The 18,795-nt window shown below is 66.9% G+C and carries 17 protein-coding genes; 11 read left to right on the top strand and 6 right to left on the bottom strand.

Features of this window, described 5'->3' with window-relative positions; all coding sequences use genetic code 11:
* Positions 1-98: 98 nt before the first annotated feature.
* The 6 genes from AB0M14_RS30520 (at position 99) to AB0M14_RS30495 (ending at position 5,533) form a co-directional block, all read left to right on the top strand.
* Complete coding sequence (locus AB0M14_RS30520) at positions 99-878, top strand: DUF4239 domain-containing protein (RefSeq protein WP_365001009.1); 780 nt, start codon at positions 99-101, stop codon at positions 876-878.
* Between the two features lie 86 nt (positions 879-964).
* A complete protein-coding gene (locus AB0M14_RS30515) occupies positions 965-1,864 on the top strand; it encodes a hypothetical protein (RefSeq protein ID WP_365001006.1) in 900 nt (299 codons plus the stop codon).
* 34 nt (positions 1,865-1,898) lie between these two features.
* Positions 1,899-2,303, top strand: a complete 405-nt coding sequence (locus AB0M14_RS30510) for a DUF4440 domain-containing protein (protein WP_365001003.1) — start codon at positions 1,899-1,901, stop codon at positions 2,301-2,303.
* A gap of 79 nt (positions 2,304-2,382) precedes the next feature.
* A complete protein-coding gene (locus AB0M14_RS30505) occupies positions 2,383-3,813 on the top strand; it encodes a serine hydrolase domain-containing protein (RefSeq protein ID WP_365001001.1) in 1,431 nt (476 codons plus the stop codon).
* Complete coding sequence (locus tag AB0M14_RS30500) at positions 3,810-4,883, top strand: histidine kinase (protein WP_365000998.1); 1,074 nt, start codon at positions 3,810-3,812, stop codon at positions 4,881-4,883. Before AB0M14_RS30505 ends, AB0M14_RS30500 begins: the two co-directional genes overlap by 4 nt.
* Before the next feature lie 5 nt (positions 4,884-4,888).
* Entirely contained in the window at positions 4,889-5,533 is a 645-nt protein-coding gene (locus tag AB0M14_RS30495) for a response regulator transcription factor (protein WP_365000995.1), read from the top strand.
* A gap of 889 nt (positions 5,534-6,422) precedes the next feature.
* On the opposite strand, the gene AB0M14_RS30490 is transcribed toward AB0M14_RS30495, so the two are convergent.
* The 6 genes from AB0M14_RS30490 to AB0M14_RS30465 form a co-directional block, all read right to left on the bottom strand.
* Positions 6,423-7,283: a sterol desaturase family protein gene (locus AB0M14_RS30490; RefSeq protein WP_365000992.1), complete on the bottom strand. Its 861-nt coding sequence runs from the start codon at positions 7,281-7,283 to the stop codon at positions 6,423-6,425.
* A 62-nt stretch (positions 7,284-7,345) separates the two neighbouring features.
* The gene (locus tag AB0M14_RS30485) at positions 7,346-8,332 is read right to left on the bottom strand and encodes an AraC family transcriptional regulator (protein ID WP_365000989.1); all 987 of its coding nucleotides are present in this window, start codon (positions 8,330-8,332) and stop codon (positions 7,346-7,348) included.
* 543 nt (positions 8,333-8,875) lie between these two features.
* Positions 8,876-9,010, bottom strand: coding sequence for a hypothetical protein (locus AB0M14_RS30480; RefSeq protein WP_365000987.1), 135 nt, complete (start codon positions 9,008-9,010; stop codon positions 8,876-8,878).
* A gap of 392 nt (positions 9,011-9,402) precedes the next feature.
* A complete protein-coding gene (locus tag AB0M14_RS30475; protein ID WP_365000984.1) occupies positions 9,403-10,296 on the bottom strand; it encodes a hypothetical protein in 894 nt (297 codons plus the stop codon).
* Positions 10,297-10,334: 38 nt separating this feature from the next.
* Positions 10,335-11,099 carry a DUF4239 domain-containing protein gene (locus AB0M14_RS30470; RefSeq protein ID WP_365000981.1) on the bottom strand — a complete coding sequence of 255 codons (765 nt, stop codon included), beginning with the start codon at positions 11,097-11,099 and terminating at the stop codon, positions 10,335-10,337.
* A gap of 248 nt (positions 11,100-11,347) precedes the next feature.
* A complete protein-coding gene (locus tag AB0M14_RS30465) occupies positions 11,348-12,673 on the bottom strand; it encodes a dicarboxylate/amino acid:cation symporter (RefSeq protein ID WP_365000979.1) in 1,326 nt (441 codons plus the stop codon).
* Positions 12,674-12,943: 270 nt separating this feature from the next.
* Between AB0M14_RS30465 and AB0M14_RS30460 the strand changes: the two genes are divergently transcribed.
* The 5 genes from AB0M14_RS30460 (at position 12,944) to AB0M14_RS30440 (ending at position 18,793) form a co-directional block, all read left to right on the top strand.
* Positions 12,944-13,885, top strand: a complete 942-nt coding sequence (locus AB0M14_RS30460; protein WP_365000976.1) for an NAD(P)-dependent oxidoreductase — start codon at positions 12,944-12,946, stop codon at positions 13,883-13,885.
* Positions 13,882-14,778 carry an RNA polymerase sigma-70 factor gene (locus tag AB0M14_RS30455; RefSeq protein WP_365000973.1) on the top strand — a complete coding sequence of 299 codons (897 nt, stop codon included), beginning with the start codon at positions 13,882-13,884 and terminating at the stop codon, positions 14,776-14,778. The genes AB0M14_RS30460 and AB0M14_RS30455 overlap by 4 nt, the downstream gene beginning before the upstream one ends.
* Positions 14,779-15,035: 257 nt before the next feature.
* A complete protein-coding gene (locus AB0M14_RS30450) occupies positions 15,036-15,779 on the top strand; it encodes an LppX_LprAFG lipoprotein (RefSeq protein WP_365000970.1) in 744 nt (247 codons plus the stop codon).
* 248 nt (positions 15,780-16,027) lie between these two features.
* Positions 16,028-17,500 (top strand): fatty acid desaturase, encoded by a 1,473-nt coding sequence (locus tag AB0M14_RS30445; RefSeq protein ID WP_365000967.1) that lies wholly within the window; start codon positions 16,028-16,030, stop codon positions 17,498-17,500.
* 123 nt (positions 17,501-17,623) lie between these two features.
* Complete coding sequence (locus AB0M14_RS30440; protein WP_365002015.1) at positions 17,624-18,793, top strand: 3-oxoacyl-[acyl-carrier-protein] synthase III C-terminal domain-containing protein; 1,170 nt, start codon at positions 17,624-17,626, stop codon at positions 18,791-18,793.
* Positions 18,794-18,795 lie beyond the last annotated feature (2 nt).

Below are 18,795 nucleotides of genomic sequence, written 5' to 3'. Positions count from 1 at the left end.
AACCGACCGGTTTGTTCGTTGCTAGGCTCATCGATCGACGTTTCCTCGCGTCACGTAATCCAGTTGCACCCGGTGGCGATCTGGAAGGTGGAGCGTTCATGGATCGGGAAACTCTCCTCGTCGTCGGGGTCGTGCTGGCGACGGTGACGTTGTTCCTCGTCGGGGATCGACTACGTCCCAAATCGTGGCGCCAGACCAGCGACGAGTCGTCGGGCACGCTGGTCCTGGACCTGATCAAGACACTGTTCACCGCGGTCGTCGCCTTCACCTTCGTGGTGTGCTGGCAACAGCAGCAGACCGCGCACAACCACACGGTGACCGAGGCGAAGGCGCTGGTCGACGTCTACGAGTCGGCGCAGGCGTTGCCCGAGGCGGAGCGGCGGCAGGTCCGTGACTCGGTGCGGAACTACACCGATCAGGTGGTCTCGCAGGAGTGGCCGATGATGGAGCGCGACCATCGGGTCAGTTCCGCCGTCGGCGCGGAGCTCGAGCACGTCCGGTCGACGGTGGTCCCGATACGTTCGGCGGACCCGCTCGTCACCGACGCTCGTGCGCGCACGCTGACCGCGCTGGACCGGATCACCCAAGCCCGCGCCGATCGTGCGATCGATGCCGGTCGCACGCTGCCCGCTTTCCTCTTCGCCGTGCTGTGCATCGGTTCGATTCTGGTGCTGCTGAGTCCGGTGCTGTCCGGGATGCGAGTGACATGGCGCAGCGTGGTGATGACCGCGCTGCTCGGGGTGGTGGTCGGCGCGGCACTGTTGACGGTGCACGGATTGCAGCGGCCGTACTCCAGCATCATCGGCGTTCCGACCGATGCGTTCAGCTACGCCCGATCGCAGTATCAGCTGATCAACGACGGCCACCGCGACGAGTGAGGGTTCCGCGGATGGGCCTCGGTAGAGCTGGACGGCGAAGAGCTCGCGCGGCGCGGAACGTCATCGCGGCGACGATGCTGGTGCCGATGACGATGCTGGTGCCAATGACGCTGGCGCTGGGTTGCCCGTTCGCCGCTGCGGGGCCGCCGGAATTGCCGTTCGTCGGGGGGATAGCCAGCGGTTCCGCCGGCGACGAAGGCGCTGCACCAGACAATCCGCAGTCGGGAACTCCGCTGCGACTAGAGCCGATGGTCGGCGAGCTGATCCAAAGCGGTAGTGCCGGTACGCAATCGGCGGACGCGCCGGGGACCGCGGGGAAAGAAATCGCGCTCGACCCCGCTGCCGCGCCCGGGCTGGACAGTGGCAGCGTGGAGACCGCGTGCGCGGGTAGCGCGGTGCTGGGCGGTTCGATGCTGGTGCTCGCGGTGCTCACCGGAAGTGCGTTGAGTTCGGGGTCGGCGTTGCTGGGGTCCTCGGGGCCCGTGCTGTTCGGAAGCTCGTGGTCGGTGGTGGTGGGTTCGGCGGCGGTGGGCAGTGCCGCGACCGGGTCGGCGGCGGCGGGCGGATCAGGGATGAGTGGTTCGACTCTCGGCAGTCTGCTGGGCAGTGCCGGCGCGGGCAGCGCGGTCACCGGCAGCGCGGCGACCGGGAGCGCCGTGCTGAGCTGTCTGGCGTTGTTGACGCCCGCGCCGACGCCACCCGCTCCTGGTGTCCCCCTGTTGATTCCACCGGCTCCGGGACAGATTCCGCCGGTCCCCGGCCAGAGTCCGCTGCCGGGGCCAGGGATCAGTCAGGTCGCGCGACCGGCGCCGCCCGTCGCCGGGGACCCGGCGACCGCCGATGCGGCGTTGATACCCGGCATCGCCGCCGCCCAACCAGCCGAGAACCCGGTCGGGTGGGATCTTCTCGAGATCGTGGTGGTGCTGATCGTGGCAATCCTCGTCGCCCAGCGGGCCTCGTCGGAGCCCGATCGCAAACGACCTTGACCTCAACAAATGTTGAGCTCCTACCGTGGCTGTCATGAAACCACGTCCCACACTGCACGATTCGACCCGCCAAACCGTCGCCGACACCGAGGCGACGGCCCTGGCGGCGCAACTCCAAGAGGGCGGCGAATCGAGCAACGCCGACACCTACGACAGCTGGTTTGCCACCGACATCATGTGGGGCAGTCCCCGGGGCGCGACCCTCATCGGATACGAAGAGCTCAACGCCATCCATCACCAGCTCATGAAAGCCGGTGTCGCACCGCCGTCCCGCTTCGAAGTCGTCGCCGCCCGATCCCCCGCCCCCAACGTCGTCGCACACATCCGCCGGCAAGCACTCGAACCCGGCGGCTTCTCGGAGATGGCGATGTACGTCCTGGTTGAGCGGGACGGTGAGTGGTGGCTGGCCGCCGCCCAGAACACGCCCATCACCGGCTGAGGGCCTATAACTTTCGTCGGGGGTGGGTCCGGCCGTTCGGCAGGTTTGCCCGGACGTGAATCTCTCTAGCGTCGTCGGCATGCTCAGATTGCTCTCCGTCGTCGCGCTTGTGGCTGGTCTCGGCCTGGCCGCGCTACCGGTGTCGCAGGCGGCCCCCACCGGGCCGCTGACGCCCGCCGTCATCGACGACTATCTCGAAGCCGCGCTCGACAGTACCGGGCTGCCTGGGCTTTCAGCGGTGGTCACGCACGGTGACCGGATCGTGCATGCCGGCGGTTACGGCCATGAATCCGGCGGCCGCCCGGTCACCGCGGACACTCCGATGCGGGTCGCGTCGCTCAGCAAGTCCTTCACCGCGACCGCGGTCATGATCCTGGTCGACGAGGGACGAATCTCGTTGGACGGCACGGTTTCCGAACAGCTGCCCGGGTTCACCACGGCCGATGCGCGAGGTGCCGCGGTGACCGTGCGGCAGCTATTGAACCAGACGTCCGGGCTCACGGATCCGACTGTCGACATCGGCCGGCTGCAAGAGGCGGCGTCACTCGAGGATTACGTGTCGCGCCTGAACACCGCCACACTCGCATCGGAGCCGGGCACGCGGTTCAAGTACTGCAACGTCAACTACAACCTCGCGGCACGCTTGGTCGAGGTGGCCAGCGGTCTCAGCTTCGGCGCATTCCTTGCCCAGCGCGTCTTCGAGCCTCTCGGAATGACGCGAAGTGCCGTGAACGACCAGAACATCGCGCCCGCCGAGGGATACAACTCGATCTTCGGCGCCTGGGTTTCCCGTCCGGAACTGCCCGGCTTTCTCGACGACAGCGGCAGCGGTGGCGTCATCACCTCCGCCGCGGATATGGGCAAATGGCTGATCAGCCACAACGGCGGTGGCCGGCAAGTACTGAGCCCGGCGGCGCTGGCCACGACACACGCGTCGTCACCGGTCGACAAGTACGCGATGGGATGGGCGCCGGAGGATGCCGACCCCGCGCTGCTGGTGCACAGCGGAAACCTGTTCACCTACACCGCTTTTCAAGCCATCGATCCGGCAACCGGCTACGGGTTCGCGGTGTTCGCCAACAGTGCCGCGCTGCACGACGACACCTACGACATCGTGAACGGCCTGGTCGCGCTCAGCCGCGGGCAGGCCCCCGCCGAAGTCGGCGGGGATCGCCAGATCTTCGAGCTGGTCCTCGCCCTGATCGCGTTCGGCGCAGTGGGCCTGGGCATCCTGGGCGCACTGCGGTCACGTCGCTGGGCGCACCGCCACGCTCGACGGGCGTGGTGGCGCGTCGCGCTGCGGCTGACGCCGCTCGCGCTACCGGTCATGCTGTTCGCCGCCTACCCGCAAATCATCTCGGCGATCACCGGCGGCCGCACCGTCACCTGGTCTCAGCTCACCTACTTCGCCGCACCACTATCGATCACATTGCTTCTTACAACGGCCGCCGGAGCATCGACGGTAGCGCTTCGAATGATCCGCCTGCGCTCGGTAAGGTCGACGGGATGAAGAACAGCGCACTGCTCGCAATCACCGCGGCGGGCGGTGTGCTGAACGGACTTGCCATGGAAGGACTTCCGCCCTGGCGGCAAGCGCTGTTCGCCGCCCTCGCGGTCGCCGCCTACCTCCAGGGCCGGCGCCTACCCGCACGTCGGGGCGGTGAGCTGCTGCTCGCCGCCACCGGCGCGGCAGCCCTGATCGCGGTCGTCGAGCTCTCCGAAGCCGTCAGCGCGGTAATGACACTCGCCCTGTTCGTACTGCTGCCCTGGCTGATCGGACGCTTCCGGCGGCAGCAATCCGCCCTGATCACCGCGAGCCGGGAACGCATCGCCCACCTCGAGCAAACCCAGCAACTCGCCACCGACAGCGCCCGCCTGCGCGAACGCGCACGCATCGCCACCGACATGCACGACTCCCTCGGCCACGAACTAGCCCTCATCGCCCTCCAGGCCGGCGCCCTCGAACTGAACCCCGGCCTGACCGAACCAACCCGCCGCTCCGCCGCCCACCTACGCGCCTCCGCCGTCGCCGCCACCGACGAACTCCGCCGCACCGTCACCATGCTCCGAGCCGACACCATCTCCGCCGAATCCCCGAACCTGGCCGACTCCCCGAGCCTGGCCGACTCCCCGAGCCTGGCCGAATCCCCGAGCCTGGCCGAATCCCCGAGCCTGTCCGCGGCAGCCCTGGTGTCCCGCGCCCGCACCGCAGGTATGGCGGTGTACCTGAACAACGGTATATCCGCCAATCCTCTTCCCGCACTGATCGATTCGGCTGTCCGCCGAGTTGTCCAGGAGACACTCACCAACGCCGCCCGCCACGCTTCCGGCGCGCCGGTGCACATCCAGATCGAACAGCACGCCAACGAGCTCACGGTCGAAGTGACCAACCCGCACGCAGCCGACGCGGCAGCGGGCCGCACTGACGCAGTCCGGTCGCCGGTCGGCAGCGGGTTGATCGGCCTGGCCGAACGCATGCAACTCCTCGGCGGCGAACTCCGGGCCATCTCCGAGCACGGCATCTTCACCGTCACCGCCCGCATCCCACTGCCCGCCCGGATCCCCTCGGCGGCACAGTGATCCGCGTGCTGCTGGCCGACGACGAGGCCATGATCCGCGCAGGTGTCTGCGCAATCCTGACCACCGACCCCAACATCGAGGTCGTCGCCGAAGCCGCCGACGGCCACGAGGCCATCGAATCCACCCGATCCCACACCCCCGACGTCGTCCTCCTCGACATCCGAATGCCGAACCTCGACGGCCTGACCGCCGCCGCCGAACTCCAACGCCTGCACCCCGGCATCCCGGTAATCATCCTGACCACCTTCGACGAAGGCGACTACGTCGCCCGCGCCCTCGCCGCCGGCGTCAAAGGCTTCCTCCTCAAAGCCTCCGACCCCCGCGAACTCCTGATGGGCGTCCACGCCGCCGCCAACGGCGCGGCCTTCCTCTCCCCCCGAATCGCCCACCGAGTCCTCACCGAACTGAACGGCAACACCCTCGAACGCCAAACCACCGCCCGCGCCAAGGTAGCCACCCTGACCCCACGCGAACGCGACGTCCTAACTCTGCTCGGAACAGGCCTCTCCAACCACGACATCGCCACGCGCCTCCACATCGCCGAAGGCACCGTCAAAGCCCACGTCAGCGCAATCCTGCACCGCACAGATACCGACAACCGCGTCCAAGCCGCCATCCTCGCCCACGAGGCCCAGCTCATCGCCCACTGAATCCAAAAGCCCACCACGCACACTCACCCACCGCCCCTCGCCCAGCCAGCCCACCCAGCCTCACAGCCTCCCCGGGCAACGCCCCAAGCCTCCCCTGCCAACCTCACAGCCTCCCCGAGCAACGCCCCAGCCTCCCAGCCTCATGGGCCTCCCCGGGCAACGCCCCAAGCCTCCCCTGCCAGCCTCACGGCCTCTTCGGGCAACGTCCCAGCCTCCCGGCCGGCGTTGCAGCTTGCCCTGCCAGCATCACAGCGCGCTCGAGCCGCCCTCATCGTGCGCGGCTGCAAACCGGGACATCACGGAGGGGCTCACTCGATATTCGCCTCGACCATGTCCCACTCATCTCACCGGGCGATCACCGTGAAGCGAATCAGATGTGCGCCGTCTCCGTCTTGCCCGCTCCCGTGCGCTTGCGGCTCCCGCAGCCGGTCATGTGAACAGTTACAGCCGAACCCACCGTCGTATGCCGCCCTGCTCATCCATAGGCGCTACTGCGTTGCGATGTCGTTCACCAAGCGGGTCGGATTGCTGAGCGTGCTGACCGTGAGTGCGCGGTAACGACCCCGCCGCTGGGCTAGCAGATCAGGGGGCAGCTTCGAATGCCTCGTGCATGACCCGACTGATGCTCGCCGACGACTACCCATTGTGCGGCCCATCTGTGCGTACTGCTGAAAGCAGTGTTGACATAACGGTTTTCGACGATGCTCTCTCGGCCGAAGCGGCAGCCAATTGTGCGCCATCACGGCCGTCGGCCCAGTGTTGATGGATCTGAGTTTCGGCCCTGGGCGTCGACGCCCACCGAACTGCCCGCAATCGCGCAACCGCCGACGCTGAAAGCTCCACGACGCGGCCCACATCCGCGCCGTGGTCACCGGCAACCAGTAGCGATTCAGGCGCCGTGCCGGGTGAAGGGCTCGGCAAGCTGGTCCAGATACCCCACGGGATAGTTGGGCTTGGCTGCCATTCCGAGGTCATCACTGGTGAAACGGCGGGCGGGGTCATAGCTGTGGGTGCGCAGGAGGTGATCCCAGATCAGGGTGAACAACCCGAAGTTCACGTCACCGACACCGGCGAACTTGAGGTGGTGGAAACGGTGACCTTCATTGAGCGCCAAGACATATTTCAGCGGGCCCACGCGGTAGTCGGCGTTGGAGTGCTGCATCAACAGCTGAACGGCCACAGCCAATGAGAGCGCGGCAGCAACCGAAACCGGCAGCCCGAGCAGGATCAGCGGTGCAACCCCGGCAGCCATCTCGATCGTTTGATGCAGCGGATGCTTCATCAGGCCGTTCAGACCATAGAACCGCTTCACACTGTGGTGCACCGCATGGAACCGCCACAGCACGCCGATCTTGTGGCTGGCGTAATGCGTTAGGGTGATACCCATATCGGCGACCAAGATCGCGACCAGCACCTGAATCACGAACGGCCATGTGGCAGGCCAGATTCCATCGCCCGGAATCAGCGCGGCAAGAACAGGGATGACGCCCACGCTGGCGAGGATCAGCGTCTCGTTCACGAAGGTGTGCGCGGTGTCGCGCTGCACGTCTCCCTGCGCGGTGTTCCAGTCCTGCTCATACGGCAGCACTCGTTCGGCGAGAAACGACAGCGCGATCGCGGCGACAAGCAAGGCCAGAAGCCAGAGCTTATTCGCACCGGAGGCAGCGAGCGCGATGCCGGCGCCGTTGATGCCGAGCAGCATCAGCGGCGCATAGCCAAATCGGATAACGGGTTGCAATACCTTGACCATGGTTCAAGCGTCGCCGGACAACCCGGTCCGACGCTTGAAGAAATCTGCTGACCTGAACGCTCTCAGCCCCGCCAACCGGTGGCACGCAACGCATCAGTCGGAGTGATCCCAAACATATCTCGGCAGGTCCGCGTCAGATGAGCACTATCGGCAAACCCCGCAGCATGCGCAGCCTCGGTCAGCGAAGCCCCGCCCCGAACAGCATCCATCGCCCGCCGCAATCGCATCCACCGCCGCCACGCCACATACGGCAACCCCATGTGCGCAGCAAACACATGCGACAGCCGACTCGGCGACAGCCCAACCAGAGCGGCCATCTCCACCAACGACGGCGGCCCCGAGGAACTCTCGGCCGCCAGCCGCAACGCATCAGACACGGCAGCATGCGAAACCTGCCGTCGCACGCCAACCGCCTCCCACACCACAGCAGCCGAAGCCTCTCGCATCGGGTCACCCACCTCCCACACCGCGCCCTGCGACGCCTCCCGCAGCGATTCACCCGCCTCCCACACCGCGCCATCCGAGGCCGCCAGCAGCGGACCGACCGGCTCCCGGGCCGCGCCGAGCGATACCTCCCGCAACGGACCAACCGCCTCCCGCTCCACGCCATCCGACGCCGCCAGCAGCGGACCAACCGGCTCCCGCACCGCGCCGAGCGACGCCTGCCGCAGGGGGCCAACCGATTCCCGCGTTGGCGGCACGCTGGAACGAGGCGTCGCTGCCGCGATCCAACTCGCGACATCCCCGACAGGCGAACCCTGTAACCGCGCGATCGCCGCGCGCCCGGCGATGCTGTCGGGATCGAGATAGGCCAGCAGGCCGGCGGTCCCTGCCGTAGCGCGGACTGCATGCCGTGTGCCAGGCGGAATGATCGCGATCTGCGCGGTTCTGGTGCGCCCGGCGGCATCGGTCAGCGCGACCTCGCCGCGGGTGACCAACAGGATCTGCACCGCCGCATGGGAATGCGCTGCCGTGTCGCCGATTTCACCGGTGAACGCCATCAGCCCAGGCGTGAAGACGAGACCACCGGACCATCGCGTTTCGGACATCGCGTGAGTGTAGACAGGACGAATGAGCCCCGCGCCGGCCGGAGAAGCGGGGAACGAGGCCGCCTGTGGAGCACCGTCTCGAACAGGGCTGCACAGACCAACATCCGATTGTCACGGACCGCAAAATTGCGCGCAGTGCACTCTCCGGTCCCAGCGCTGTTGCAGTGCACGGATACCCAGGAGCATCAGACCTGCGGACGTGTCCTCGGTCCTGGTCCGGTTGACCGAAACCCTGACGCGCACATAGACGCCGAGCCACAACAGCTGGGCGCCATCGCCATCACATCGAACACGACGGCTACCGGACCGCCATGGAGGACGCCACGAAAGTTTGTTACAGCGGCCGCAATCATGCCACCTATGCAAAGGCCTTCACCCCGCCGATTGCCATACCGATGCACCCGTTCCGCCGACAGCCGCGGGCGCTCTGTCGTCGAAGTCGGCCAGCGCCGCCCGCCGCAACACCAGGGCACAGCACGCACCCGTCCCGAAATGACCCGACGGCCAGCCCGGCGACAACCGTAAGCACGCCGTGGGCGACAGTCACGCCGACTCCACAACCGCGAGCAGCACCACCAGCGACAACCACACCAACTCCACAACCGCGAGCAGCACCACCAGCGACAACCACACCAACTCCACAACCGCGAGCAGCGCCATGGGCGACAACCACACCAACTCCTCGATGGTGCGAACTGTGCGGCGTCGACCAGATCAGCACCCGTTTGATCGCCGACCCCGTCGGCTACCAGGCCTAGCTCGTCAACCTGTACCTCGACAGCTGGTGCGCGGTCAGCGGAGATGTTTGTGGATCTCACGACCGAGATCGTCGCCACCAACCCCGCGGATCCCGCGACCGAGCCCGCGCCACCAACCCCGCGGATCTCACGACCGAGCCCGTCACCGACGCTCCGGCCGACTGTTTATGGGGCGCAGCCGCACGGACCGGTCATCCTGGGCATCGACGGCCGGATCAAGGGCAGTCCGGCACAAGCATCGACGGCCGCATCAGGGGCGGTCCGGCACAGTCCTTGCTCCAGCACATCGCGATCCGGCTGTAGCGCCGGCTGTCAGAGTTTGCGACGGACGGCCGCGACGCCGCGCACGGTGCTGAGGACCGCGACCACCAGGATCGTCAACAGCTGCAGAAGATTCCAGGCGACGGGGTCGGATGTGGGCAGCGGCCTGGCCAGCGGCGGGTGCGGAACACGCTGTGCGGCAGGCGGATCCGGAGTATCGCTGACGGGCGGCGGGGCCGCGAGGAGCGGAACCGGGGCAGCCGGCCCCTGCGAGGCCGGGACGACCGGCGGTGGGCCCAGTTGGAGGGGAATGCCGGGGATCGGCGGTATACCGTCGAGCGGCCACAGTAGGCAGAGCAGCGCACTGCCGGTGACGGCACTTCCGACAGCGGCGCTACCGACCGCAGCACTGCCGGTCCCGGAACCGCTGGAGCCGACGCCCACCAACCCGAGACCGAGCCCACTACCTGTCGCACTTCCCAGCCCACTACCAGTCGCACTCCCCAGCCCACTGCCAGTCGCGCTCCCGAGCATGATCAGCGCACTCCCGAGCGCAACCCCGCCCGCGCAGGCTGACCGAACACTGCCGGAGTCGGGCTGCGGCAACCCCTCCGGCACGTCGGCTACGACAGCCGGTTCAGCCGCATCCTCGACCACGGGCGGGATCTCCAATGGAGCGACCCCGGCCACAGGCGTCGAATACCCGCCACCCGCACTACCCGTTCCGGGTAACCCCAACTCCACCGCACTCGCCCCCAACTCCATCGGGCTCCCCTCGAACCCGCTCCCGGTCTCGGCCGACCCCGGCGAACTACTGCCGCTGACAATCTCACCGAACGGCAGCGGGGGCAATGGTTCGGCGACCGCGTCGACCGGAGGACCGGCGAGCAATACCGCGGCCAGCGGCAGCGTCGTAGCGACGGTCAGCGCTCTGATGTGTGCCATGGGCGAACGTCTCCTCGTCATCGATGCCCGGATCAGCGTCAGGTGATCCGCCGGTAGCGGGAAAGCGCCACCTCGAAGGCATCTTTCGAGACCACGTTCGCACCGGAGAACGGCCGGTCCAGCCCATAGATCGCGACGATCGCCGCACCGACGACCAGCCCGAGCAAGGCCGTCATGATCACGCTGCGCCGGGTGACCAGGACACCGGAGATCAGCGCGCCGAACAGCAGCAGAATCGTGCTGAACCACATCGCCGTGTACAGGAATCCGGGCATCCCGAGGCTCGCGTCCAGCGCGCGGTCGTGCCGGGCTTGCGCGACCGCGTCCAGGGCGGCCAATGCGGCGGTCCGCGCGTCCTCGGCGTCCGGCGCATCGATCGCCGTGACGGTGTCGCGCAGCGAATCCAGTGTGCGCTGGGTGGATTGGCTCAGCCGCCGCTCCTCGTCCATCACCGTCCATTCCTCGGTGACGACCTGCTCGGTGTACTCCCGGACCAGGCCCTGGACCCGGTCGTGGTCGGGTTCGGACATCGAATGCGCGGCCCAGTAGACGTCGACGAGCGCCTTGGATTCGGCGACGGTGTGGTTGTGCGCGTTGTCGTACTGCTGCCAGCAGATGACCACGACGAACGCGGCGATGGCGAGGAACAGCGTGTTGATCAGCTCGACCACCATGCTGCCGGATCCGTCGTCGGGATCGCGCCACGATTTCGGCCGTAGCCGATCCCCCACAACGAAAATCAATACTGCCGCGACCGCGAGTGCGACGGGCACGAGCAATTGTCGGAGCAGCTCAATGATCATGGCTTGCCCTTTTACTTCGGAATGGTCACCGGACGGTTGCCGGCGGAATCGCGAATAGACGTACAGCTCAGTGCATTTCAGCGCGCCGTCTGATGATATTCCGCGAAATCCGTTGCGTCAGCGAATTTCCGAAGTTTGATCATGTTCATTTGGATGGTTTCGACACGTATCCGATTCGATTACTGGTGGATAACGCAAAGCTCCCCGCCGGCTGTCCGGCGGGGAGCTTCAGCACGAGGTGGGCCCGCTCAGGCGGCGACCGGCTCCGGCTTCGGTTCGGGCTCGGCGGCTGTCAGGGGCGCCGCGGGCCCGTCGAAGATCTCTAGATCGAGAATCCCCTCCCGCTTGGCGACCAGCACCGGCACCACCATCTGCCCCGCGACGTTGGTGGCGGTGCGGATCATGTCCAGGATCGGGTCGATCGCCAGCAGCAGACCCGCGGCCGCCAGCGGTAGGCCCAGCGTGGACAGCGTCAACGTCAGCATCACGATCGCGCCGGTCAGACCCGCGGTCGCGGCCGAACCTACGACCGACACGAACGCGATCAACAGGTAGTCGCGAATCCCGAGGTCGATGCCGCTGATCTGGGCGACGAAGATCGCCGCCACCGCCGGATAGACGGCCGCGCAGCCGTCCATCTTGGTGGTCGCCCCGAACGGCACCGCGAACGAACCGTATTCGCGCGGCACGCCGAGCCGTTCGATGGTGATCCGCTGGGTCAGCGGCATGGTGCCGATCGAGGAGCGCGACACGAACGCGAGCTCCAGGGCGGGCCAGGCCTTGGCGTAGAAACGGAGCGGATTCACGCCCGCGACCGCGCGCAACAGCACCGGGTAGACGACCGCGAGCACGAGGAAGCAGCCGATGTAGATGGCGGCGGCGAAGGTCGCCAACGGCTGCAGCAGATTCCAGCCGTAGCTGGCGACGGCCTTGCCGATCAGACCGGCGGTGCCGATCGGCGCCAGCCGGATCACCCACCACAGCGCCTTCTGCACCAGGTGCAGCACCGAGTCGGCGAGATCGAGCACGGGTTTGGCGGCGTCACCGAGTTTCAGGGCGGCGATGCCGAAGACCAGGCCGAGGAAGACCAGTTGCAGCACATTGCCATTGGTGAACGCGCCGACGACGTTGGTCGGAATGATGCCGGTGAGGAAGTCGGTCCACCCGCTCTTGTGCTCGGGCGCCTTCACCCCGGTCAGCGACAGGTCGACCCCGCGACCCGGGTTGGTGACCAGCCCCAGCGTGATGCCGACGGCGACCGCGATCAGCGAGGTGCCCAGGAACCACAGCAGGGTGCGCCCGGCCAGCCGCGCGGCATTGGTGACGTGCCGCAGTCCGGCGACGCTGACCAGCACCGCGGTGAACACCAGCGGCGGCACCGCGAGCTTGAGCAGCTGGACGAAGATGCTGCCGATCTGGGTCAGCGTGGTGGTGAGCCAGGCCGCACCGGTGGCGCGGGCGAGGAAGCCCGCGGCGACGCCGACGGCCAGGCCGAGCAGGATCTGCACGCCGAACGACCAGCGCGCCGGATTCAGGCTGCGCGCTGGGGCAGCCGGAGAAACGGGGGAAGACATGGGAAAACTCCAAGCGGAACGGAACTGACCGGGCGGCGGGCGCGGGTCAGCGACACAGGTGGGCGGCGAGGCGGCCCAGGTCTACGTGCAGCCTGGCCACCAGGCGCACCACCGTCACGGAGTAGTTCACAACGCTAAGAGGATAAGGGATTCATCGGATCAATTCACGACGGGCCTCGTCGCCCTGGACTGAAGGGCCGGATCGAGCGGACACTGTCACTGGAGCCGGGGCTCTTTCGTCTCTACCGGTGAGATGAAAAGGAGGCAGCGATGAAAGTCTTCGTCGCGGGGGCCTCGGGCGCACTCGGCGCCCGCTTGGTCCCGCAGCTCGTCACCGCCGGTCACCAGGTGGTGGCCATGACCAGGTCGGCATCCAAACAGGACGGTTTGCGAGCGCTGGGCGCGCACCCGGTGCTGGCGGACGCACTGGAACCGGACGCGGTCGCGCAGGCGATCGCCGCCGCCGCGCCGGAAGTGATCGTGCACCAGCTGACCGCGTTGTCCGGCGCTCCGGACCTGCGCCATCCCGACCGATACTTCGCCACGACCAACCGGCTGCGCACCGAGGGGACCGACCACCTGCTGGCCGCCGGCCGCGCGGTGGGCGTCCGGCGATTCGTCGCGCAGAGTTTCGCGGGCTGGCCCTATGCGCGCACCGGCGGTCCAGTGAAATCCGAGACCGATCCCCTCGATCCGGATCCGCCCGCGGGCTTGCGCACCACGCTCGACGCCCTTCACTACCTGGAAGACGCGGTCACCGCGTTTCCCGGCGGCGTGGTCCTGCGCTACGGCGGGTTCTACGGTCCCGGAACAGGTCTCAGCGCCGACCCGGACGCCCCGATGGCCGCCACCGTCCGCAAGCGGCAGTTCCCGCTGGTCGGCGCCGGCGACGGGGTGTGGTCGTTCATCCACATCGACGATGCCGCCGCCGCGACGGTGCTGGCGGTCGAGCGGGGCACGCCGGGCATCTACAACATCGTCGACGACGATCCCGCGCCGGTGCGCGAGTGGCTGCCCGAACTCGCCGCGGCGCTGGACGCCAAACCGCCGCTGCGCCTGCCGCGCTGGCTGGCAAAGATCGCGGCCGGCCCGGCGGCGGTCGCCATGCTCACCGAGGTGCGCGGTGCGTCGAATGCCAAGGCCCGCGCCGAATTCGGCTGGCAGCCGCAGTACAGCAGCTGGCGGGACGGTTTCGGTAAAGGCATGGGATGAACTTCGAGGAACTCCAGCCGGCGATGTTCGCCATCGCCTATCGAATGCTCGGCAGCGTCGCCGACGCCGAAGACGCGGTGCAGGAGACATTTCTGCGCCTGCACCGCGCGCTGGCAGCGGGCGAGCGCATCGAATCGCCGCGCGCCTACGCCGCGACCGTGGTCACCCGGTTGTGCATCGATCAGCTCCGGTCGGCCCGGCGCCGCCGGGAAACCTATGTCGGCAACTGGCTTCCGGAACCGGTGCTGGACGACGCCGATCCGGCCGGGCAGGTGGAGCTCGCGGACTCGCTGTCGCTGGCGTTCCTCGTCCTGCTGGAAAGCCTGTCCCCCGAGCAGCGGGCCGCGTTCCTGCTCCGGGACATCTTCGACTACCCCTTCGACGAGATCGCCATGGTGATCGGCAAGACCCCGAACACCGTGCGCCAGCTGGTGGTGCGGGCACGGCGTTATGTCACCGCGCACCGGCCCCGCTTCGAGGCCTCGCCCGAGGCCCGGGAAGCCTTGGCGCGTGGCTTCTTCGCCGCCGCGGCGCGCGGCGACCTGGATGCTCTGGAGGAACTGCTCGCCGAGGACGTGGTACTGCACGGTGACGGCGGCGGCCTCGCGCCCGCTCCCCCGCGCCCGCTGCACGGCCGCGCCCGGGTGGCCAAGGCGCTGGTCGCCTGGGTGCACGCGATCAACCGCTCGGGCGGTATGGAAGTACTTGCGGCGCAGGTCAACGGGCAGCCCGGCGCCCGGGTACTGGATCACGCCGGCCGGTTGATCGGAGTGCTGGCGGTGGACATCGCCGCGGATCGGGTCCAGGCCGTCCACTCGGTTGTCAACCCGGCCAAGCTGATTCATCTCGGCCCGGTGGGCGATCTGGAGGCGTTGCTGCGGGAACGCTCGTAGCCGACCGGAATTCGCTGAACTTCCGCCCCGGTTGGGGGGCTCGAACCGAACCGATGAACCCAAAAGGCGGACGAGTAGTACATACTACTGCGTTGGGGGGCGGCAGAATGCCTTCCACTTGCTGGTAGAACGAAACCTCCTCAGGGGCATATATGAGTGACTTGACCACGCGTAGGCGGATCTTTAAAGATTCGCACAGCACCCGACGACTCCGGGTCGGTCGGCGGGGCATCGCGCCAGTCGTTATGGCGGCGTCGGTGTTCGCCGCGCTGGTGACCGGTTGCACCTCGAACGACTCCTCCTCCTCCCCCACCACCTCCGCCGCGGTGCCGACGGAGCTGCCCGAAGGCAGTCAGCTGGTCTCGGAATGCTCCAAGACCACCCAGACGCTGCAGTCGGTGCACATGGATCTGAACATCACCAACATTCCGAACCTGCCGATGGAGAAGATCGACGCGGGCGTCACCAATCAGCCGCAGGGCCAGGGGGCGGCCCAGGGTGAGGCGAAGATCCGCACCAAGCCGGAATCGGACTTCATCGAAGCCAAGTTCCTGGTCGTCGACAAGACGCTCTACGCGCTGACCGACGGCTCCACCTACACCAAGATCGGTCCGGCGGAGAAGATCTACGATCCGGGCGTCCTGCTGGACAAGGACAAGGGCCTGGCCAACGTCATCGCCCAGATCAAGAACGCGAAGGCGGAGAGCCGCGAGAAGATCGACGGTGTCGACACCGTGAAGGTCACCGGCACCATCAGCGGCTCGGCGATCGATCCGATCGTGCCGCGGGCCGGCGAGGGCATCGGCGATCTGCCGATCACCGTGTGGATCCGCGACGTCGCGCCGCCGACCACCTCGGCCACCCAGCTGCCGTCCACGGCCGCCTCGCCGGGCACCGGCCCGAACCTGATCCGCGCCATCGTGAAGAAGGATCAGGGCGAGATCAAGTTGACCCTGACCGATCACGGCAAGCCGGTGAACGTGCTCAAGCCCGGCAGCTAGAACTGATCGACCGGCATCGAGGACCGGTCCGGGAGCGGTGGGGGCGGCTTCGGCTGTCCCCTGCTCCCGGACCGGCTTTCACGTTTTCGGGGCAGGCGAGCGTCAACACCTATACCCAAACATGCAACGTCTAAACCGGTTTAAGAGATTGTTCAGTGAGATGCAAGCAGTCGCACGGATGATTCTGATGTAACGCTCAGACAACTCCGCCCGCGGCGCAAGCTATGACCCTGTTCCAAAGGATAGACATGACGACGAGTGACCGCCCCGCTACCGAGGAGCAGGATTTCCGTCGGCCGCCCGGCCCCCCACCCGGTCCCCCTCCGGTGTCGAACGTCTGGGTGTACAACGGCAAAGCCTACGACCTGAGTCAGTGGATCTCCAAGCATCCCGGCGGAGAATTCTTCATCGGCCGCACCAAGAATCGCGACATCACCTCGATCATCGGTTCCTACCACAAGGATCCGGAGCGGATCGGGCGCATGATCGAACGTTACGCCCTGGACCGCCAAGCGATTCCGGAAGACATTCATCCGAAGGCGAACGCCCCCGACTTCCTGTTCAAGGAAGGTTTCGACAGCTGGCGTGACACCCCCAAATACCGGTTCGACGACAAGAACGACCTGCTGCACAAAGTCAAAGCGCGGTTGAAGGAACCCGAACTGGCGGCCCGCTTGCAACGAATGGATACCGCGTTCAACATCGTGGTCGGTGTCCTCGCGTTGCTCTACTTCGCGGTGCAGGGCTTGCGACTGGCGGATCCGAAATGGATGCCGTTGCCGGTGTTCGTGATCGCGATGGTGGTGCTGCGCAGTTCGCTCGCCGGATTCGGGCACTACGCGATCCACCGGGCGCAGAAGACCCAGCTCTCGAAGATCTTCGTGAACGCGTTCGACATGAATTATGTCGCGCTGGCGTTCGTTACGGCCGACGGGCACGCACTGCTGCACCACCCGCACACGCAGAGTGAAGTCGACATCAAGAAGAACGTCTTCACGATGATGATGCAGGTCCCGCGCCTGTACCGGATCCCGGTGCACACCATGCACAAGTTCGGGCACACGGTGACCGGCATGCTGATCCGGCTGCTCGATGTCTGCCGCCTGGTCCGCCAGGTCGGCGTGCGGGACATGTACGGCACGCGGCGCGGCGCGCTGGGCCATTTCGTCGGCTCGTTCGGGGTGCGGTTCCTGCTGATCGCCGAATTGGTGGCGTTCACGCTGGCCGGCGATTTCTGGGCCTGGGCACTGCAATTCGTCGTCACGATGTGGGTCAGCACGTTCCTGGTGGTGGCCAGCCACGACTTCGAGGTCGACACCGAGGAATTGCATTCCGATACCGAGGACTGGGGCGTGAACCAGCTGGAGCAGGCCTACGACCTGAAGGTGGTCGGCAACCGCTGGGTCGACTGCTTCCTGTCCGCCGGGCTGAGCTCGCACCGGGTCCATCACGTGCTGCCCTATCAGCGCAGCGGATTCGCCAATATCGCGACCGAGGACGTGGTGCGCGAGGAGGCGGAGAAATTCGGCGTGGAATGGCTGCCGGCGAAGAGTTTCTTCACCGATCGGTTCCCGAAACAGATTCAGACTTACCTGCTTTCGCCCTCGCGCGAGGCGGAGGAGAACAAATGGGGCTTCATGCGTGAGCATCTGTCGCCCTCGGCGTTGAAAACGTGCGTCACCTACACGGCGCAGGGCTTCACCGGAATCGGAACGGTATAAACCGGTTCCGTTGTTTATCGGCGACCGCGCCGTCTGGAGGGTGGCGGGCTCGGTCACCATATATTTCTCGAAAGGAAGAAATTCGTGTCTGTGACTGTCGATGAGGGTGGCGCTCGGCCCGCCGTGTTTTCTGAGAACACGGGCCGGCACTTGGTGGGGGCCGAGCACGGATTCGGAGCGCTTCCGCCCGCGCCCCCGACCACGGTGGCGGTGATCGAGGGGATCGCCACCGGCTCGCCGGGCGAGGTCTATTCGCAAGCCGAGGCGGCCGACAAGGTGGCCGCGCTGTTCGCCGATCCGGCGCAGCAGACCCGTATTCCGCGGATCTATCAGAAGACCATGATCGACACCCGCCGTCTGGCGGTCGACCCGCTGGACCCGGACTTCCTGGCCTTCAGCCGCGAACCCGCCACCATCCGGGAGCGCATGGACCTGTTCCTGGAGCACGCGGTGCCGCTGGCGGTCGAGGTGGCCGGACGGGCGATCGCCGGTGTGGCGGATCCGGCCGCGGAGATCGGGCAGCTGGTGTTCGTGACCAGCACCGGGTTCATCGCGCCCGGCGTCGATGTCGCGGTGGTCAAGAAGCTCGGGCTGTCGCCGGCGGTGAGCCGGGTGCTGATCAACTTCATGGGCTGCGCGGCCGCGATGAACGGGATCCGCTCGGCCACGGATTACGTTCGGGCGCATCCGGACAAGAAGTCGCTGGTGATCGCGCTGGAGTTGAGTTCGGTGAACGCCGCGTTCGGCGACAACGTCAACGACGTGATCATCCACAGCCTGTTCGGCGACGGGTGCGGCGCGGTGGTGATCGGCGCGAGTCAGGTGCATCAGCCGCTGGCGCCGGGCAGCGTGGTCGTCCGGGACAGCTTCAGCCAGCTGTTCGACGACGCCGAAGACGGCATCGTGTTGCGCGTCAACGACAACGGCATCACCTGCGAGCTGGCGGAGAGCCTGCCGGAGTACATTCTGCGCGGCGTCGACCCGGTGGTCACCGAGGCGTTGCGGCGCAACGGGCTACAGAAGTCCGATGTGGATCTGTGGGCCATCCATCCCGGTGGGCCCAAGATCATCGAGCAGTCCGCGCGCTCGCTCGGGATCCCGGTGGATACTGCCGCGCCCAGCTGGGACATCCTGGCCGAGCACGGCAACATGCTCAGCGTCTCGCTGATCTTCGTGCTGGAGAGCATGGTTCAGGCTGTGGAGACCGACGTCCCGATCTCCACCGGCGTGGCGTTCTCCTTCGCGCCGGGGGTCACCCTCGAGGGCATGATCTTCGACATCATTCGCCGATAGTC

Origin of the sequence: Nocardia sp. NPDC051832 (assembly GCF_040681285.1) — a bacterium.
GTDB lineage: Bacteria > Actinomycetota > Actinomycetes > Mycobacteriales > Mycobacteriaceae > Nocardia.
Note: the sequence above shows the minus strand (reverse complement) of the source record. Positions and strands in the feature narration are given on the sequence as shown.